The sequence below is a fragment of the Pseudomonas sp. GW822-FHT07A10 genome (genome assembly GCF_058798795.1).
Map to the genome: position 1 here is coordinate 63,403 of NZ_JBXAKV010000020.1, position 18,461 is coordinate 81,863.

Annotated in this window: 16 protein-coding genes; 13 read left to right on the plus strand and 3 right to left on the minus strand. The window is 60.7% G+C overall.

Annotated elements, in window-relative coordinates; translation table 11 throughout:
- Positions 1-4: 4 nt before the first annotated feature.
- The gene (tssK, locus tag AC1RL4_RS26325) at positions 5-1,336 is read right to left on the minus strand and encodes a type VI secretion system baseplate subunit TssK (protein ID WP_019579355.1); all 1,332 of its coding nucleotides are present in this window, start codon (positions 1,334-1,336) and stop codon (positions 5-7) included.
- Between the two features lie 213 nt (positions 1,337-1,549).
- On the minus strand, positions 1,550-1,999 hold the full coding sequence (locus tag AC1RL4_RS26330; RefSeq protein WP_230172529.1) for a type VI secretion protein: 450 nt from the start codon (positions 1,997-1,999) through the stop codon (positions 1,550-1,552).
- Positions 2,000-2,227: 228 nt separating this feature from the next.
- On the opposite strand from AC1RL4_RS26330, the gene tssB reads away from it, so the two are divergent.
- The 11 genes from tssB to AC1RL4_RS26385 all read left to right on the plus strand — a co-directional run bounded on the left by tssB (position 2,228) and on the right by AC1RL4_RS26385 (position 15,744).
- A complete protein-coding gene (tssB, locus tag AC1RL4_RS26335; RefSeq protein ID WP_026331704.1) occupies positions 2,228-2,776 on the plus strand; it encodes a type VI secretion system contractile sheath small subunit in 549 nt (182 codons plus the stop codon).
- A gap of 29 nt (positions 2,777-2,805) precedes the next feature.
- The gene (tssC, locus tag AC1RL4_RS26340) at positions 2,806-4,293 is read left to right on the plus strand and encodes a type VI secretion system contractile sheath large subunit (RefSeq protein WP_349747298.1); all 1,488 of its coding nucleotides are present in this window, start codon (positions 2,806-2,808) and stop codon (positions 4,291-4,293) included.
- A gap of 168 nt (positions 4,294-4,461) precedes the next feature.
- On the plus strand, positions 4,462-4,959 hold the full coding sequence (locus tag AC1RL4_RS26345; protein ID WP_007937704.1) for an Hcp family type VI secretion system effector: 498 nt from the start codon (positions 4,462-4,464) through the stop codon (positions 4,957-4,959).
- Between the two features lie 15 nt (positions 4,960-4,974).
- On the plus strand, positions 4,975-5,418 hold the full coding sequence (gene tssE / locus AC1RL4_RS26350) for a type VI secretion system baseplate subunit TssE (RefSeq protein ID WP_019579359.1): 444 nt from the start codon (positions 4,975-4,977) through the stop codon (positions 5,416-5,418).
- Positions 5,402-7,195: a type VI secretion system baseplate subunit TssF gene (gene tssF, locus AC1RL4_RS26355; RefSeq protein WP_019579360.1), complete on the plus strand. Its 1,794-nt coding sequence runs from the start codon at positions 5,402-5,404 to the stop codon at positions 7,193-7,195. Before tssE ends, tssF begins: the two co-directional genes overlap by 17 nt.
- Entirely contained in the window at positions 7,159-8,184 is a 1,026-nt protein-coding gene (gene tssG / locus AC1RL4_RS26360) for a type VI secretion system baseplate subunit TssG (RefSeq protein ID WP_019579361.1), read from the plus strand. The genes tssF and tssG overlap by 37 nt, the downstream gene beginning before the upstream one ends.
- Before the next feature lie 2 nt (positions 8,185-8,186).
- Entirely contained in the window at positions 8,187-10,730 is a 2,544-nt protein-coding gene (tssH, locus tag AC1RL4_RS26365) for a type VI secretion system ATPase TssH (protein WP_230172524.1), read from the plus strand.
- 73 nt (positions 10,731-10,803) lie between these two features.
- Entirely contained in the window at positions 10,804-12,525 is a 1,722-nt protein-coding gene (locus AC1RL4_RS26370) for an NAD(P)/FAD-dependent oxidoreductase (RefSeq protein WP_230172522.1), read from the plus strand.
- Positions 12,526-12,564: 39 nt separating this feature from the next.
- Positions 12,565-13,146: a hypothetical protein gene (locus AC1RL4_RS26375; protein WP_096480072.1), complete on the plus strand. Its 582-nt coding sequence runs from the start codon at positions 12,565-12,567 to the stop codon at positions 13,144-13,146.
- 33 nt (positions 13,147-13,179) lie between these two features.
- Complete coding sequence (locus AC1RL4_RS26380; protein ID WP_230172521.1) at positions 13,180-15,189, plus strand: type VI secretion system Vgr family protein; 2,010 nt, start codon at positions 13,180-13,182, stop codon at positions 15,187-15,189.
- 12 nt (positions 15,190-15,201) lie between these two features.
- Entirely contained in the window at positions 15,202-15,744 is a 543-nt protein-coding gene (locus AC1RL4_RS26385) for a toxin-antitoxin system YwqK family antitoxin (RefSeq protein ID WP_028940430.1), read from the plus strand.
- 16 nt (positions 15,745-15,760) lie between these two features.
- Here AC1RL4_RS26385 and AC1RL4_RS26390 read toward each other — a convergent pair whose 3' ends face one another.
- Positions 15,761-16,156, minus strand: a complete 396-nt coding sequence (locus AC1RL4_RS26390) for a DUF4280 domain-containing protein (protein WP_018929674.1) — start codon at positions 16,154-16,156, stop codon at positions 15,761-15,763.
- A 188-nt stretch (positions 16,157-16,344) separates the two neighbouring features.
- Here AC1RL4_RS26390 and AC1RL4_RS26395 point away from each other — a divergent pair, with 188 nt between their 5' ends.
- Complete coding sequence (locus AC1RL4_RS26395) at positions 16,345-17,412, plus strand: phosphotransferase family protein (protein ID WP_019648915.1); 1,068 nt, start codon at positions 16,345-16,347, stop codon at positions 17,410-17,412.
- Positions 17,413-17,437: 25 nt separating this feature from the next.
- Positions 17,438-18,205, plus strand: a complete 768-nt coding sequence (locus tag AC1RL4_RS26400) for an SDR family oxidoreductase (protein ID WP_018929676.1) — start codon at positions 17,438-17,440, stop codon at positions 18,203-18,205.
- Positions 18,206-18,461: the final 256 nt, after the last annotated feature.

Genomic DNA, 18,461 nt, shown 5'->3' on the forward strand with positions numbered 1-18,461 from the left:
TCGATCAAGCACTCTCACTCGCCTGGGCCACAAACAACACCACTTGCCATGGACTGCTGGCCAGCCTGGAAGCCGGTGCGGCAATCAGTAACGGCAACTGCCCGTCGAACCATTGGCCTTCGGCCGTCACCACGAACAACCGCGTATCGTCACCGACGCCGTAGGCCACTTGCTCATTGCGACTCATGGCCTGATGGGACAAACCGCTCATGCGCTGGCGGCTGAGCAACGGGATGTGCGGCTGCGAGGCGATGATCGCGCCGCTCAGCCATTCGCTGGCGGCCTGCTCGCTGGCGCCATTGGGCATGCGCAAACCGATGACCAGCCGTTGGCTCGGCTGGTCGTCGGGCAATTGAATCGAGAAGGATTGTTCGTTGCGCTCGAACGCCAGGCTGCGATAGCCGGCGCGGATCAGTTCGAGGGTCTTTTCCAGCCAGTCGAGCACCGCTTCGTAGCCGCGCTGCAACTCCAGAAAATCCAGCGGGGCGAACGCCGGAACACCCGCCAATGGATCGAGCGCCGACCAGGCTCCGGCCAACCCGAGCAGCAAGCCATACAGCGCCTGCGGCGTGGCCACGCGACTGTTCAGCAGACCTTCGACTTCCGGCAGTCGCGCCCACAGCGCCGTCAACTGACGCCGAATTTCCATCGCATCGTCCTGATTGCCGGCCTGCTGCGCCTGGCGCAAACGACCGGCGAGGAACATGCATTTCTCCCGCGCCCTGGCGCACAGTCCCGCCACGCGCCGGCCCACCACCGACTCGGGCAACAGGCACGGCGTCGGCGGTGTGTAAGGCAACGCAAGAAAGCCGCCACCTTCCTTGCGAATCCTCAGCAGCGGCAAGCAGACCGAATCGGCCTTGTTCAGTTGCGTGCACAAACGCGGATTCGGACGCCACACCGTGATCGATTCAGGGTACTCGCCGCTGGTGAGATCCGGCAGCGCATCGCCGACCACCGACTGCAATCGCCCCTTGAGCGGCAGCAACTGACCGGCACGCCACAGCGGGCTGACCGCCAGGTAAACGGTGACGGTGGCATTGTCCGTGGCATCGATCGCCTCACTGACGTCGAGCTCCAGCATCGGCCCGACACCGGCCTGCAAATTGACCGGCAAACCGTCCGGCAACGTCGCCTGCAAATTGAGCAGGCGCACCAGCCCGGCGCTCAGTGCCGAGGGATCGAATTCAACGCGGGTCACGCCCCAGAACCACGGATTACATGCTTGGGCGAAATGCGCTACCAACGCCTCGGCCCGCAGCCCTTGCAACTGAAAATGCTGGGGCAGCAACTGCATGCCCTCATGCCAGCAAACCGCGTCAGGAAGCAGACTCATACGACTCCTTTCGACCTCATGTGGTGCCTGACTTGAACATCAGCCCCTGTGGGAGCAATCCTGTGGCGAGGGGGCTTGCCCCCGTTGGGTTGCGAAGCAGCCCCAAAATCGCTGATGCACCAACAATCTTGTGAGTGCTACGCACTCAAACGGGGCGGTGCTGCGTTCCGACAAGCCCCCTCGCCACAGAGCCCCCTCGCCACAATTTTGTGTTCAGTTCGGGTGGTCGCTGACCAGTGTCATCTCGCGACTGTCGAACTTGAGCCAGGCGTTGCTTTGATCGTCCAGCCGCAACCGGTGTGCTCCGGGAGTGGTATAGCTGGCGAAGACTAAAAGTCCAGCCGCCCGCTCGCCCCCCAGCGGGAAGGGTTGTTTGTCGATGAATTGACCCGGAACCAGCTCCAGTCCCCAGACCGTCATCAGCTGTCGGTAGTCGCGCTGATACTGCTCACGTTCGGCGAACCACTGGCGGGCGGTGATGCCCGACAATTGCTTGAGCAGATCCGTGTCGTTCACCGCAATGAAGTCCACCGCTATCGGCGTGTCGTCGTTGGCGCGGGGCGCGACGTCCAGCGTCAGGCTATCGAGATCGACGCGAGGCCCGAACAACGAACACCCGGCGAACGACAGGAGCACAAGCAAAGAAAAAAGACGTGCGTACAAAATGAATTTTCCTTTTCTCGACACGGTCCAAAAACGTTTTTCGTTTGCTTTTTTATAGACCTGTTCTAGCGTCTTGGGTAGTTCGGTCGGCACGACGAATGTGGAAGGTTCGTCAAAGGAATGACAGGTCCTCTGCCCTCCCTTTCTAACCTACGGTCCAGTAAGGGAATGCGATGAAACGGGCCTCCCGATGCATTGCACCCGCCTCATGCATCGGAGTCAGCCACCATGGCAGAAAGTACTCAGCACAAGCTAGACAGGGTTCGCCCACCCCGTGTGCAAATCACCTACGACGTCGAAATCGGCAACGCGATCGAGAAGAAAGAATTGCCATTGGTTGTCGGTATTCTTGCCGACCTCTCCGGCAAGCCTCTCGAACCACTCCCGAAATTGAATGAACGGCGTTTCACCGAAATCGACCGCGACAACTTCAATGAAGTCCTCGCCTCGATCGGCCCGCGCGCCACCTTGCAGGTCAACAACACCCTCAGCGGCGACGACAGCAAGCTCAACATCGAGCTCAACTTCAAACACATCGATGACTTCGATCCGGTCAAGGTGGTCGAGCAAGTCACGCCCCTGCGGCGCCTGTTCGAAGCTCGCCAGCGTCTGCGCGACCTGCTGACCAAACTCGATGGCAACGATGATCTGGACAAGCTGCTGCGTGACGTCATTGCCAACACCGAGGGACTGCAAGAGATCAAATCGGCTCGTCCGGACACCGCCGCTCCCGCTCCTGCTGGCGACAGCGAAGCACCGGCTGAACCGCAAGCCTGATCGCTCATCCACCCAGGGAGAATTTTGCCATGCCCGCCTCATCCGCCGCCCAGACCCAAGCCAGTGACAGTACGACCGAGACCTTGTCCTTGCTCGATGAAATAATCGCCAAAGGCCGCATGGCCCATGACGACAGCCAACAGGATTACGCCCGCGACATGCTCGCGGAATTCGCCACCCAGGTCCTCGATGAGGGCATGGCCGTCGACAAGGACACCGTGGCGATGATCAACGACCGCATCAGCCAGATCGACGAGCTGATCAGCGCTCAACTGAACGAAGTGCTGCACCACCCGGACCTGCAGAAACTCGAAGCTTCCTGGCGCGGCCTGCACTTGTTGGTTAAGAACACCGAGACCAGTTCCCGGCTGAAATTGCGCCTGCTCAACGTGACCCAGAAAGAGCTGCAGAACGACCTGGAAAAAGCCGTCGAGTTCGACCAGAGCGCGCTGTTCAAGAAGATCTACGAAGAGGAATACGGCACCTTCGGTGGCCATCCGTTCAGCCTGCTGGTGGGTGACTACACCTTCGGTCGGCACCCGCAGGACATCGGCCTGCTGGAGAAACTGTCGAACGTCGCGGCGGCCGCCCATGCGCCATTCATTGCCGCCGCGAGCCCTCGGTTGTTCGACATGAACAGCTTCACTGAACTGGCCGTGCCACGGGATCTGTCGAAAGTGTTCGAGAGCCAGGAGCTGATCAAGTGGCGCTCGTTCCGTGAAAGCGAAGATTCGCGCTACGTGTCGCTGGTGCTGCCGCACTTCCTGCTGCGCCTGCCTTACGGTCCCGACACGTCGCCGGTGGAAGGCATCAACTACGTCGAAGACGTCAATGGCAGTGACCACGGCAAATACCTGTGGGGCAATGCCGCGTGGGCCTTGTCGCAACGGATCACCGAGGCCTTCGCCAAATACGGCTGGTGCGCGGCGATTCGCGGTGCCGAAGGCGGCGGTGCGGTGGAAGGCCTGCCGGCCCATACCTTCCGTACAACCTCCGGCGACCTGTCGCTCAAATGCCCGACCGAAGTGGCGATCACCGACCGTCGCGAGAAAGAACTCAACGACCTCGGCTTCATCGCCCTGTGCCACAAGAAAAATAGCGACGTGGCGGTGTTCTTCGGCGGCCAGACCACCAACAAGTCCAAGCTCTACAACACCAACGAGGCGAATGCCAACGCGCGGATTTCGGCGATGCTGCCGTACGTGCTCGCGGCCTCGCGTTTCGCGCACTACCTGAAGGTGATCATGCGCGACAAAGTCGGCAGCTTCATGACCCGCGACAACGTGCAGACCTACCTCAACAACTGGATCGCCGACTACGTGCTGATCAACGACAACGCGCCGCAAGAGATCAAGGCGCAGTACCCGTTGCGTGAAGCCCGGGTCGACGTGACCGAAGTCGCCGGCAAGCCGGGAGCCTACAAAGCCACGGTGTTCCTGCGGCCGCACTTCCAGCTTGAGGAACTGACCGCGTCGATCCGCCTGGTCGCGACCCTGCCGCCACCGGTAGCCGCCTAAAGTCGGTGAAACCTCTGTGGCGAGGGGGCTTGCCGCCGTTGGGGCGCGCAGCGGCCCTTGCTTTTAGGTCTGCTGCGCAGCCCAACGGGGGCAAGCCCCCTCGCCACAGGTTAAGGGTTCGGCAACCGTTCACGTGTCTAAATTGAATTTCTTCAGGAGTTTCATGCGATGGATGCAATCATTCTCGACCTCGGCGGCGACATCAAAGGCGATAGCTTGCTCGAGGGTTACAAGGACAAGATCGAAGTCATGTCCTACAGCCACAACGTGGCCATGCAGGTGACCAACGACGTCAGTAACTCGGAGCGCACCTCCGGCAAGCCGCACATCGGCGAGTTCACCCTGACCAAGTTCGTCGACAGCTCGACGCCTTCCCTCAACGAATATTGCTGCGCCGGCAAACCGATCCCCGAAGCCAAGATCACCATCGGCCGTAACGCCGCCGAAGGCAGCGGTCAGTTGATGCCGTTCATCATCTACACCCTGACCAACGTGGTGCTGTCCAACGTCAGCGTCAGCGGCGGCACGGGTGGCAAACCGGTGGAAACCATTTCCCTGAACTTCACCAAGATCAAGTGGGAGCTCACCGCCCAGAAAGACGACGGCACCAAGGAAGGCACGGCCGCCTCGACCTGGGACATGGCCGCCAACAAGCTCGTCAAGTAAGCGGACGCGTCGGCCATGGCAGGCACCGGCATGCTCCCACCGTTGTTCGAGCGCCTCGCCGCCAGCGAGGTCGACACCGTGCAGGTGTTCGATCGCCAGGGGCTGCTCGACTCGGTGCACACGGAGTTGCTGCGCCTGTTCAACACCCGACGCGGCTCACGTCCGCTGACCTCCCCGCCGAGCATTCTCGACTACGGCATCGCTGACTGGACCGCCTTGCAACAGCAGCGCAGCGATGACCGTCGTCAGTTGGCACGGGAAATCCGCGAGGCCATCAGCCATTTCGAACCGCGCCTGCAACTGGGCGAGGTCCAGGTCAATCCGGTCCCCGGCCATCCGCAGCAACTGAGCATTCGGCTACTGGGCGAGTTGCGCAGCGGCCAGCAGCACTGGCCCGTGGCATTTGTCATCGAGAAGGCCAGCCATGGCCTTGAGGTGCGTCATGAGCGACTCGATTGACCCGCAACTGCTCGATTACTACCAACGCGAACTGACCTGGCTGCGCCACGCCGGGAGCATTTTTGCCGAGCGATATCCCAAGGTCGCCAGACGCCTGGAACTGTCCCCCGGTGAATGCCCCGACCCGCATGTCGAGCGGCTACTTGAAGGTTTCGCCCTGCTCGCGGCACGCTTGCAACGGCGGCTCGATGACGACTATGCCGAGTTCAGCGACGCCTTGCTCGAACAGCTTTACCCGTTGGCCATGCGGCCGTTGCCGTCCTGCGCGATCGTGCAGTTCGAGCCGGACCCGAGCAAGGGCAACTTGAACGATGGTTATCCATTGCCACGGGACACACCACTGTTCGTGACCACCAGCAAAGGCGAGAGCATCCACTTTCGCACCAGCGCCGCGGTTCGATTGTGGCCGGTGGAAATCAACGAAGCGCTGCTGCTGGGCAGCGACGAAGCCCAGGCCCTGACCGGTGTGGCGCAGGCGCGTTCGGCCCTGCGCCTGAGCCTGCGTTGCCTCGGTGAAAGCCAGTGGGCGACGCTGGCCATCAAACAATTGCGCGTGCACTTGGCCGCCTCGCCGGTGATCAACGCCTGCCTGTATGACCTGCTCGGTGCCCACGCGGTGAAGGTGCTGGCCGGACCGGTCGGCAGCGTGCCGGTCATGCTGGCCGGGCTGCCGCAGATCGTCGGTTTTGCCAGCGACGAAGTGCTGTTGCCGGACGAGGATGGTGTGCATCCGGGCATGCGCCTGCTCGCCGAGTACTTTGCATTCCCGGACAAATTCAACTTCTTCGACATTCCATTGGCCGGCGCCGCCAGCGACAGCCAGACGCTGTACCTGTACATCGTGTTTGACCGTGCCCCGGCCAACCGCCTGCACCTTCAGGCCAGCGACTTCGCCCTGGGCTGCGCACCGGTGATCAACCTGTTTCCACGAACCTCGGAGCCCCTGCGCCCGGACGGCACCCGCAGCGAGTATCGCCTGGTCGCCGACAGTCACCGGGAAAACAGCGTCGAGATCCACAGCATCCGCGCCATGCGCGCCAGCTCAAGCCAGGGCGTGCAACGGGTACCGGCGTATTACGGCAGCCAGCATATCGGCGGCGACAAACAGTGCTATTGGCATGCGCGACGGGTCAGCGGCATGACCCCGAATCGGCTGGGCACCGACCTGATGGTGAGCCTGGTGGACACCCGGCTCGATCCGCTGACCGAGGCCAGCGAATACAGCCTCACCGCCGAACTGCTGTGCACCAACCGGCATCTGGCCCAGAGCCTGCCGGCCGGCACGCCCCTGGGTTTCGAACGACCGGGGCCGGTGGCCTGGGCCCGTTTGCGCAACCCGCCGAGCCCGCAGAGTTTGCCGCGACTGGATGGCGAATCCCGTTGGCGGCTGGTGTCGCAACTGACCCTCAATCATTTGTCACTGGTCGAGGGGCCGCAAGCGCTGGATGCCCTCAAGGAAATCCTGCAGTTGCACAACCTGCGTGACGAGGCCAGCGCCTTGCGGCAAATCGACGGTTTGTTAAGCCTCGGCTGCGAACGGGTGATCGCCCATGTTGGTGAAGACGCCTGGCGCGGCTGGCGCAATGGGCTGGAGGTTCAGCTGCAACTCGATCCGCAGCATTTCGTCGGCAGCAGCGCGGTGTTGTTTTCCGCGGTGCTGGCGCAGTTCTTTTCACTCTATGCCACGGCCAATCGCTTCGTGCGCACGGTTCTGGTCCAGTCAGACAAGGAGGTCAAGACATGGCAACCCCAAGCCGGCATGCCGCTGTCCCTCTGAGCCTGAGTCAGAAGCTGCGGCGCGATCCGCAGGCGTTCCAATTGCTGCAAGCATTGTTGCTGCTGGAGCGCGAACACCCGCAAGCCGAATCCCTGGGCAGCGGCACCGCCCCCCAAGCGGAAGCCTTGCGCCTGCGCGGGCCATTGACGCCGCTGTTTTCCGCCAGCGAAATCGAAAGCCTGACTCAGGAAGCTGACCAGCCACCGACGCTCACGACGCCAGTGTTCGGCCTCGGCGGACCGGACGGCCCCCTGCCCTACGCCTATCAGGAATGGCTGCAACAACGGGCCCGCGCCAAGGACTATGCCCCGGCCGAGTTCCTCGATCTGTTCCAGCATCGCTTGCTCAGCCTGCTGTACAAGGTGATGCGCAAACACCGGATCGCCGTCGGCTTCACCGCCCCCGGCGCGTCGCCGGTGCAGGCGCAACTGCGGGCGCTGACCGGGCTGTTGCCCAAAGCCTTGCAGGAACGCCAAGCCGTACCCGACTCTGCGGTACTGGCGTGCAGCGCGCTATTTGCCGACGGTCGTCGCTCCCTGGCCGGCTTCGCCGCGATCGTGCGCGAGCACTTCGAACTGCCGGTAGAACTCAGCGCCTATGAGGGTGCCTGGCGGGAAATCCCACCGGCCAGTCGCAGTCGCCTGCAACCGGGCGGGCGCAACCTGCAACTGGGCCGCAACGCGGTGGCCGGCACTCGGGTCTGGGATGAACACGCCGGCATCCGCCTGACCCTCGGCCCGCTGACCTCGGCGCAGGCGGCGCGGTTTCTGCCGGACGGTGAAGCCCATCCGGCGCTGGCCAGTCTCAGCGCGCTGTATTTCGGCCCCGACCTGGATTGCACACTGGTGCTGTTGGTGCGCGGTGCCAGTCCGATGAAACTCGGTCGCCAGGCCCCGCCCCTGCTCAGTTGGAACGGCGGCCTGCAACGCCAGACCAGCCTTGCCGTGCAACGGATCGAAACCCGCCTTCGTCAGCTGGAGATCACCTGAACATGGAACTGGCCAGCCTGATCGGACGCCTCAACCCGGACAACCGCCGCGCCCTCGAACGGGCCGCGCAGCGCTGCCTGCAACGGGGTCATCATTACGTCGAAATCGAACACTTGCTGCTGGAGTTGCTGGACATCGAGGGCGGCGACTTCGCCTGGCTGCTGCCGCGTTTCGGGCTGGAGCGCGATGCCCTGACGGCGGAAATCAACAAGGCCCTGGAACTGTTCAAATCCGGCAGCACCCGCACCCCGGCGCTCTCGGCGCACACCATCGGCCTGCTTGAAGACGCGGTGGTTCAGGCCAGTGTGCTTGGCCTGGAGAGCATCCGCTCCGGTTTGCTGCTACTGGCCCTGCTCGACCGTGATGAACGTCGCAGCCTGCTGCTCAATAGCGCCTCATCGCTGTTGAAAATTCCACGGGAAGCCTTGCGCAGCAATTTGCTGGAGTGGACCGAAAACTCACGCGAACACGTTGGTGGCACGCGGCCGGTCAGTGCCAGCCATCCGCAACCGAAACAGGATTCAGTGCTCGACCAGTTCACCCAGGACCTGACCGCCGATGCCCACGCCGGGCGCATCGACCCCATCGTCGGCCGCGACGGTGAGATTCGACAGTGCATCGACATCCTGCTCCGACGTCGGCAGAACAACCCGATCCTGGTCGGCGCACCGGGGGTGGGCAAAACGGCGGTGGTCGAAGGCCTGGCCTTGCGCATTGCCGCCGGCGATGTACCACCGTCATTGCAGGAAGTCAGCCTGCGGGTACTCGATCTCGGTTTGTTGCAGGCCGGTGCCGGGGTCAAAGGCGAGTTCGAGCAGCGGCTCAAAGGCGTGATCGACGCGGTGCGCAGCGCCGACAAACCGATCATTCTGTTCATCGACGAAGCCCACACCCTGATTGGTGCTGGCGGCGCGGAAGGCGGCAGCGACGCGGCCAACCTGCTGAAACCGGCGCTGGCCCGTGGCGAGTTGCGCACCCTGGCCGCGACCACCTGGCTTGAGTACAAAAAATACTTTGAAAAAGACCCGGCCCTGGCCCGGCGATTTCAGTTGGTGCAAGTCGAGGAACCGGACGAAATCACCGCTGTGGAAATGCTCCGTGGCGTGGCTGCGAAACTGGAACAGCATCACGGTGTGCAGGTGCTCGACGCGGCGATCCACGAAGCGGTGAAACTGTCCCACCGCTACATTTCCGGGCGCCAGTTACCGGACAAGGCCATCAGCGTGCTCGACACCGCGTGTGCCCGGGTCGCCCTCGGCCAGCATGACGTGCCGCCACCGCTGGAAAGCCTGCGTCACCGCCAGCAAAGCCTCAAGGAGGAAGTCGAACGCCTGCGCCGCGAACAGGCCACCGGGCTTGATCACCGTGAACGCATCACCCTGCTGGAAACCGAATCCGTGGGTAACGTGCAGGCCATTCGCGAACTGGAAACCCGCTGGAACGAAGAACGGATCGCCGTGCGCGAACTGCTGGAAACCCGTCGCGAATTACTCACCTTGAGCGAACGCGCCGACAACGAAAAACCGGACGAAGCCACCGACAGCTGCATCGATCATCTGGCCGCCGAACTGGTGCGCCTGGAGGCCGGTCTGGACGCCATTCGCCAGGACGATCCGCTGGTGCCGGAGCAGGTCGACGGCAAAACCGTGGCCGCGGTGATCGCCGGCTGGACCGGCATCCCGGTGGGCAAGATGCTCGCCGACGAAGCCCATGCCGTACGCACCCTCGGCCAGCGCATGGGCCTGCGGGTGATGGGCCAGAGCACCGCGCTGAACACCATCGCCCAACGCCTGCAAGCCTACCGTGCCGGCCTCACCGACCCGCAAAAACCGGTCGGCGTGTTCCTGCTGGTCGGCCCCACCGGCGTCGGCAAAACCGAAACCGCTTACGCCCTGGCCGACGCGCTGTATGGCGGCGAACGCAACCTGATCAGCATCAACCTTTCCGAATACCAGGAAGCCCACACCGTCAGCCAACTCAAAGGCGCCCCGCCCGGCTACGTCGGCTACGGCAGCGGCGGTGTACTCACCGAAGCAGTGCGGCGCAAACCCTATTCGGTGGTGTTGCTCGACGAAATCGAAAAGGCCCACCCGGACGTGCTCGAAGCTTTCTACAACGTCTTCGACAAAGGGGTCATGGAAGACGGCACCGGGCTGGTGGTGGACTTCAAAAACACCGTGATGCTGGCCACCAGCAACGTCGGGGCTGAGTTGCTGCTCGATACACCGACCGCGCAACTGGGCACCGATGCCTTCAACGAAGCGCTGCATCACGTGCTGCTGAAAGCCTTTCGCCCGGCGTTTCTGGCGCGCATGACGGTGGTGGCGTATCGACCGCTGGATGAAGCGACGCTGGAAGGAATTGTGTTGGCGAAGCTGGAGAAATTGCGCGGCCGGTACAAGGCCGCGACCGGGAAACAGTTTGAGTTCGATGCCGGGATTGTGCAGGCGGTGTTGGCCAAGTGCAGTGCGGCGGGTGCGAGGGATGTTGAGAATGTGTTGATGACGCAGGTGACGGGGAAGTTGGCGGAGTGGGTGTTGGAGTGAATCCCGTCGGGAGTCTTCCATCGCGTCAATGCAGCCAAAGAGCAGCTGAATAAACGATAGCAAGGAGCCAGTCATGCCAATCACCATCGTTATCGGCACAGGTATTTCGGCAGCCGCCTATCTCCTGTCCGTAAAACAGTACTTAAAATCCGTCAGTCAAACATTAGGTACTGTTGGCGTGGTAGGTGGCGCCGATCTCTGGCAAAAAATGAGTCACGCTCACGCCATGGGACAACCCGCTCAACTCCTGACCGGAAACCTTCTGGGCCATGGGCGAGAAGACAGAGGATTTACCCCGCCGCAACTGTCGGAACGGGGTTTCCTGACCGCAGGCCAATTTTCAAGAACCATCCAGTATTACCTGACTCAACATTCTTGCGCCCAACTTCCTGATTCGTATGTTTCTCGAATCACCAAAGAGGGATCGAAGTACTTGCTTACCACTCATGTCGAAGGTGAAATCGGCGGCATCATTACCTGCGACAGGGTCATTTTCGCGCCGGGACCTGGGCCGGCCAGGCCACTCGCTACCGAAGCGGGAGTCATGTCGGAAGAAGAGATCGCAAGCTTTGGCGGACGCATTATCAAAGGCAATGACTTCATGTCCCCGGACTGGAGAACTCCGCTCAGTCTTCCTCCTGAAAAAACCACTGTGGCCGTGTACGGTGGGTCTGCGACTGCGGCGTGGGCTGTAGAATTGGCTGACATGCGGAAAATGGATGTGATTTGCTGGTTCACTCGCCCGGGCAGAGATAAAGATGCCTGGAATGCCAAGGTCAGGTTCAACGAAGCGTTCCCGGCGGGCGACAGAAACAATACCGTAGAAGAAGTTTATGAAGCGCGTCGGCATGTTTATAAACTCAAGAAAGTAGAGAACGTAGAAAGTTCAACAAAAATTCGACTGACTTTCGAACGGCAAGATGGGCATGACGTTGTAACGTATGTCGACCTTCTGATTTATGCTCTGGGCGCCGAACACACACTCACACAAGGAGTCAGAGGCGTATTGGCGCCTGATCTTATCGACAGTCTTGTGGCGTTTTACGACAGAAACCGAGCCATAAGTTCAACACCCTCATTATTAGCTATCGGAACTGAAGACCGTTCATTAATGGTGGTTGGCTCGGCAATGAGTAGTGCAGGCGGGTTTGGAGGAAGTGCGCTGCAGGTACATGGCGATGAAGGCCGACTTATTAGTACGCTGGCCGCATACAGGGAGATCAACAAAACACTTCCCGATGCAGCCAAGCCCCCAGAGGGGATTGCCATGGTCATGGCAGGCATAGAAGCCCTGAACGAATACGTACCGGCCAGCCCCGTCAGGGGAGGAAGAAAAGCTGTCTTCATTACACCCCGATTAACAACAAGTGAGAGGAAAGATCTACCTAGAGGCTCGGCGAACCCTGATGCCAACCATATCTCCTCCCACGATATCGACTTCGAATGGGACATCAACTTCAACACCAGCAATCGCACCCAACTGGCCATTTATATTGCCCAAACGACGGACCTGTCACCCTTTGCCGCCAACCTGGCAGTGGCGCTGATCGTGTATTTCAGGACGCGCCCCGAGAACGTGCGGGGGTTGAGCGACCCACAAGTAGCTACCATTATCAATTGTGCGAATCTGATCTACAAAAGACTGGCTGAATTAAATCATGACCTTGATGCGCAACTATTGCACTTTGACAAAAAATGGGGAACCGAACAGCACATCGTCAACTGCGTTGGATACGTAACCACTACAACTGAGTGGAAACTGTTCTGGCGCAACAAGGGGATATCACTAACATGAGTGGAGCGACCTGACGGGGGTTTTCAACAGGAGATAGACATGACGGAAGTCCATAAAGTCGGTCGTTACGCAGGCGGCAATGTGGCCATGTCAGGGGCAAATCCCCTGTACGCCACCTGGCTGGCCGCCAACCACGCCACGAATGGCGCGACCATTCCCGACCTGGCCAGTATTTGCCATGAGTCCTCTTCAGCCCGTCGCGCCCTGGCAGGCTCGGGAGCGTCTCATGGAACCTGTTTCGCCGTGGTCGAACATTTCGACGCCTCGCGTAGCGTACTGATGTACAAATTCGGCGACAGCGCCCTGAAACTGGACCTCCTCGGAAACTACACCACCACGACCAAAAAAGTCGTCACGACCCTGCGCGGGCATGCGGAAATCAGTGCGTTGGTCCAGGCGATCAATAGCGTCGCACTGCCGGACGGTGATTACGGCAACTTCGTCACCCGTATCTATATCGAACTCAGCCCCTGCCCTCTTTGCGGGCCGCAACTCAGTCCCTATGTCGCAAATTCGGTAGTGATGTACAGCTACGTTTACGGAAATGACCGAGAGATGGATGGGTGGGTCAGCGATAACCAGGCTGCGATCCATGAAAGAGGCGGCAAGTTCAAGTGGTAAGCCCTCCCTTTATCCGCCAACCGAGGCCATTCAATGCCCCGCACGACCGACAGCAACACCAGCCTCTCCCTCACCGCCGCCTCACTGTCGGCGCTGTACCCTGAATCCCTTTCCGGCGAAGAGGCCCTCAACCAGCTCGGCTCGCAAATCCTCAACGGCCTCAACGACGGCGCCTCGCTCACCCTGACCACTGCCGTCGCCACCCACGTCACCGCCACCCTGCACAACGACGCCCTGACTCGCCCGTTGGACGCACTGGTCGCCGAAATCCGCCAACTCCCCGCCGACGCCACCGCCGAACGCTATCAGCTTGTGTTAAAGCCATGGCTCTGGTGGCTGACCCTGGCCAGCAACAATCGCGTGTTCCAGAACCTCAGCACTTCAGACATCGTCACCACCATTTTCAAGGCCCACGCCTTTACCGACTTCAAGCTCTCACTCACCGGCAGCTACACCCCGCGCGAATACTGCGTGCAGTACGGCGAAACCGATTTTGCGTTCGTCTCGCGGTTGCTGGAGGAAGAAGGGATTTTCTGGTTTTTCACCCATGAAGACGGCAAGCACACGTTGGTGCTGGGTGACAGTAACGATGCGTTCGTGCAGATCCCCAATGGGCCCAAAGTGAGCTATCTCGGTCAGCAGTTGGGCGAGCGTGAATTGCATGGCATTCGCTCCGGGCAGGTCTGTGTGCAGGCGGTGGCTGGGGTGTATCGGTCGACGGATTATGAATTCACCACCCCGACCACATCGCTGTACGGCCAGGCCGAAGCGGTGGCCGGGCCGCGGTCGATGTACGAACATCCGGGCGGCTACAACGCCAAGGCGCGCGGCGATGCATTGACCAAGCAGCGGGTCGACGGCTTGCGCAGTCAGGAGAAGCGTTTCGTTGGAGAAAGCGACTGCCGCTGGTTGGTGCCGGGGCATTGGTTCACCCTTGCGGGCCATGATGATGCGAGTCTGAACATCGATTGGGTGGTGACGGCGGTCACCCACGAAGCCAGTCACGAAAGCTATCGCAACCGCTTTGAAGCGATCCCCAAAGCCACGCCATTTCGCCCGGCGCGGACCACGCCCAAACCACGGATGCACACCCAGACCGCCATTGTCGTCGGCAAGTCGGGCGAAGAAATCTGGACCGACGAATACGGCCGGATCAAGTTGCAGTTCCCTTGGGACCGCGACGGCAAGAACGACGAAACCAGTTCCTGTTGGGTGCGAGTTGTATTGCCCTGGAGCGGCAAGGGCTTCGGCATGCAGTTCGTGCCGCGCATCGGCCAGGAAGTGATCGTGACCTTTATCGATGGCGATCCGGATCGACCGCTGGTAACCGGCTGCGTCTACAACGGCGACAACGCCCTGCCCTATGCGCTGCCGGCGAATCAGACCCAGTCAGGAATCAAGACCCAATCGTCCAAGGGCGGCGGCGGTTTCAACGAGTTGCGCTTCGAGGACAAGAAAGACGCCGAAGAGGTGTTTTTGCAAGCGCAGAAAGACCTGAAGATCAACGTGCTCAACGACACTAGCGCCATTGTCGGCCACGATGAAACCCTGACCGTGCAGAACGCCCGCACTCGCACGGTGAAAGAAGGCGACGAGACCGTGACCCTGGAGAAAGGCAAACGCAGTGTGACCATCCAGACCGGCAGCGACACGCTCGATGTGAAGGACAGTCGCACGGTGACCGTGGGCGCTGACCAGACTCACAGCACCGGTGGCAATTACACGCACAAGGTCACCGGCGATTACAGCCTGACGGTGGACGGCAACCTGACCATCAAAGTGACCGGCACCCTGACCCTGCAAAGCGGTGGCAGTTTTTCGATCAAGAGCGGCGCCGATCTGGCGGCCGAGGCCAGTACGTCGATCAGCCAGAAGGCCGGCACCTCTATGAGCAATCAGGCTGGTACCTCATTGGAGAACAAGGCCGGCACGACGATGACCAACGATGCCGGGATCAGCCTGACCAACAAGGGTGCAGCTTCGCAGACCGTGGATGGTGGCGGCATGCTGACCATCAAGGGGGGTCTGGTGCAGGTCAACTGACGAGGAGAAGCCATGGCCATCACGCCGCTGGATTTGCAGCAGAACGATAAACAGCTCAAAGGGCGCTTGCTCGATGGCCAGCTCGACGGTGCGCTGCACATCAAGGATGACGGGCGCGCGCAGGCTGATTTGCACTACAGCCAGGGCGAGCTGCAAGGCACCTCCCTGCTCTACCACCCCAATGGCAAGGTCTCGGCGCAGTTGCCGTTTATGCGTGACAAGCTGCAGGGGGTTGCCAGTTTCTACGCCCCCGAAGGCAGTCTGCAGCGCAAGGCGACTTACCACCGGGGGCTGCTGCATGGCGAGGCGTTCAATTACTTTCCCGATGGGCAACTGGCGGAGGTCGAGTTCTACCGCGACGGCGTGCGCGACGGGCGCTATCAACGCTTTCATCCGAACGGCAAGCCGGCCGTCGAAGCCCGGTATCTCAACGGTCAATTGCTGGAACCGGAACAGGGCTTCGCCAGCGACGGACGACCATTGGACGCCGACGGCAAGCCGATCTCACGAGTGCGCTGGTGGTTCAGGCGCTGGAGCGATCCCGAGCAGGCCTAAGCTCTGTTGTGGGCGATCAGGGAATCAGCATCTGCATTTGCCCCGGCATCACGATTTTGATCACTCCGGCCCAGTTGCACATCAAGGTGCTGTTGGCATCGATGGCCGGCATGCCGCCCAGCAGCAGGGTCGGCGCGCCGCCAGGGATCCATGGGGTGGCGGTGGCCGGGATGCACGGCATCGGTGTCAGCACGCCAAGCGCCGCGGCAGTGGCGGCCGCGACCATCGGGTTGGCCATGCTCATGCACGTGCCGAACGGCATGACGTTCACCAACGGAATGTGGTCCATGATGTTCGCCGCCGGCATGCCCCCGGTCATTGTGCGGTTCACTGGCAGCACGTTGAGTACCGCCGGCGCCGCGCCGAAACTGCATTGCAGGGTCGCGGTGGCGCAAACTTGCGGACAGCCCATGTCGAATCTCCTTCCTGGAAGCGACGCTCCCTGAACCATAGCCCGCCGCGCCTGTTCGCGCACATCAGGAACGCTGATTATCCGGCAACACGCTAACCTATAAGACCGTGCCGCGCTTGTGGCCACCCCGGCGCGCCATTAGATTAGCCAATGATGTCTGGCCTCCAAAATAAGCAGAAGGGATAAGCATGGCGCTTACTGACCAGTCCACCCGTATCCGCTCTGGCGAAGAACTCGATGCCAGCCTGATCGATCCGTACCTCAAGGCGCACATTCCGGGCCTGAGTGGCTTGCCTGTGATCAGCCAGTTTCCGGGCGGTGCGTCGAACCTGACTTACCTGCTGGAATACCCCGAACAGGAATTCGTCCTGCGTCGGCCGCCGTTCGGCCACAAAGCCAAGTCCGCCCACGACATGGGCCGCGAATTTCGCATCCTCAATCAACTGCGGGACGGTTTTCCCTACTGCCCCAAAGCCTATGTGCACTGCACTGACGAATCGGTGATCGGCGCCGAGTTCTATGTGATGGAACGGGTAAAGGGCATCATCCTGCGCTCCGAACTGCCACCGGAACTGGGTCTTGATTCAGCGAAGACCGAAACCCTGTGCAAGAGCTTCATCGACAAGTTCGTCGAATTGCACCGGGTCGACTACAAGGCTTATGGCCTGGGTGATCTCGGCAAGCCCGAAGGTTATGTCGCGCGGCAAATCAAAGGCTGGAGCGAGCGCTACGAAAAGGCCCTGACCCCTGACGCGCCGAAGTGGGAAACGGTAAAGGCCTGGCTCAACGACAAGATGCCAGCCGATCACCCGACGTCGAGCATCGTCCACAACGATTACCGCTTCGACAACGTGATCCTCGACCCGAACAACCCGATGCAGATCATCGGTGTGCTGGATTGGGAGCTGACCACCCTCGGTGACCCGCTGATGGACCTGGGCAACACCCTCGCCTACTGGATCGAAGCCGACGACCCGGCACCGGTGCAACTGATGCGCCGCCAGCCAAGCCACGCCCCCGGCATGCTGACCCGCCGCGAATTCGTCGATTACTACGCCGAGCGCGCCGGCATCCAGATCGACAATTTCGACTTCTACTACACCTATGGCCTGTTCCGTCTGGCCGGCATCGTGCAGCAGATCTACTACCGCTTCTTCCATGGTCAGACCCAGGACAAACGCTTCGCACAGTTCATTCACATGAACAAACTGCTGGAGCAGATGAGCTTGCAGGTCATTCAGAAATCCAGCCTCTGATCAGGCCCCATAACAAGGAAAAATCATGTCCAAGACTCAGTTGTTCGACCTCGACGGCAAGATCGCTTTCGTCTCAGGTGCCAGTCGCGGCATCGGTGAAGCCATCGCCAAACTGCTGGCGCAGCAAGGTGCCCACGTGATCGTTTCGAGCCGCAAGCTCGACGGCTGCCAGCACGTCGCCGACGCGATCATCGCCGCCGGCGGTAAGGCCACCGCCATTGCCTGCCACATCGGTGAGATGGAACAGATCACCCAGGTATTCGCCGCCATCCGCGAACAATTCGGGCGCCTGGACATCCTGGTCAATAACGCCGCGACCAACCCGCAGTTCTGCAACGTGCTGGACACCGACCTCAGCGCCTTCCAGAAAACTGTCGACGTGAACATTCGCGGCTACTTCTTCATGTCGGTGGAAGCCGGCAAGCTGATGCGCGAACACGGCGGTGGCAGCATCATCAACGTCGCCTCGATCAACGGCATCTCACCGGGTATTTTCCAGGGCATCTACTCGGTGACCAAGGCAGCGGTGATCAACATGACCAAAGTGTTCGCCAAGGAATGCGCGCAGTTCGGCATTCGCTGCAACGCCTTGCTGCCGGGTTTGACCGACACCAAGTTTGCATCGGCGCTGGTGAAGAACGAGGCAATTTTGAACACCGCATTGCAGCAGATTCCACTCAAGCGCGTGGCAGATCCGAGTGAAATGGCTGGTGCGGTGTTGTATCTGGCAAGTGATGCTTCCAGCTATACGACCGGGGTTTCGCTGAATGTGGATGGCGGGTTCCTGTCCTGATTCGGTTTTGCGAATAAACCAAAGGCAGCCTCAGGGCTGCCTTTGGTGTTTGATCGGAGGACTCTCGTGGAAGACTCTCATCTGTTTCTGAAATACATCGGGTGTCGGGTAATGGTTTGTATTCGTGGGACTGGACCCAGGAACGACTCTATTCCCCCTGCACAAACTCAACCGGCTTCCCAGTCAAATCCAGCGTAAGCATCCGGTGAAGACACCCACCCTGATGCAACATCTAGGGCAACGGGGTCCTCTGCGG

Bases quoted from the DNA above. Each gene is read 5' to 3' on its own strand.
- tssK (WP_019579355.1), bottom strand. From the start codon at position 1,336: ATGAGTCTGCTTCCTGACGCGGTTTGCTGGCATGAGGGCATGCAGTTG.
- tssB (WP_026331704.1), top strand. From the start codon at position 2,228: ATGGCAGAAAGTACTCAGCACAAGCTAGACAGGGTTCGCCCACCCCGT.
- tssC (WP_349747298.1), top strand. From the start codon at position 2,806: ATGCCCGCCTCATCCGCCGCCCAGACCCAAGCCAGTGACAGTACGACC.
- AC1RL4_RS26345 (WP_007937704.1), top strand. From the start codon at position 4,462: ATGGATGCAATCATTCTCGACCTCGGCGGCGACATCAAAGGCGATAGC.
- tssE (WP_019579359.1), top strand. From the start codon at position 4,975: ATGGCAGGCACCGGCATGCTCCCACCGTTGTTCGAGCGCCTCGCCGCC.
- tssF (WP_019579360.1), top strand. From the start codon at position 5,402: ATGAGCGACTCGATTGACCCGCAACTGCTCGATTACTACCAACGCGAA.
- tssG (WP_019579361.1), top strand. From the start codon at position 7,159: ATGGCAACCCCAAGCCGGCATGCCGCTGTCCCTCTGAGCCTGAGTCAG.
- tssH (WP_230172524.1), top strand. From the start codon at position 8,187: ATGGAACTGGCCAGCCTGATCGGACGCCTCAACCCGGACAACCGCCGC.
- AC1RL4_RS26370 (WP_230172522.1), top strand. From the start codon at position 10,804: ATGCCAATCACCATCGTTATCGGCACAGGTATTTCGGCAGCCGCCTAT.
- AC1RL4_RS26375 (WP_096480072.1), top strand. From the start codon at position 12,565: ATGACGGAAGTCCATAAAGTCGGTCGTTACGCAGGCGGCAATGTGGCC.
- AC1RL4_RS26380 (WP_230172521.1), top strand. From the start codon at position 13,180: ATGCCCCGCACGACCGACAGCAACACCAGCCTCTCCCTCACCGCCGCC.
- AC1RL4_RS26385 (WP_028940430.1), top strand. From the start codon at position 15,202: ATGGCCATCACGCCGCTGGATTTGCAGCAGAACGATAAACAGCTCAAA.
- AC1RL4_RS26390 (WP_018929674.1), bottom strand. From the start codon at position 16,156: ATGGGCTGTCCGCAAGTTTGCGCCACCGCGACCCTGCAATGCAGTTTC.
- AC1RL4_RS26395 (WP_019648915.1), top strand. From the start codon at position 16,345: ATGGCGCTTACTGACCAGTCCACCCGTATCCGCTCTGGCGAAGAACTC.
- AC1RL4_RS26400 (WP_018929676.1), top strand. From the start codon at position 17,438: ATGTCCAAGACTCAGTTGTTCGACCTCGACGGCAAGATCGCTTTCGTC.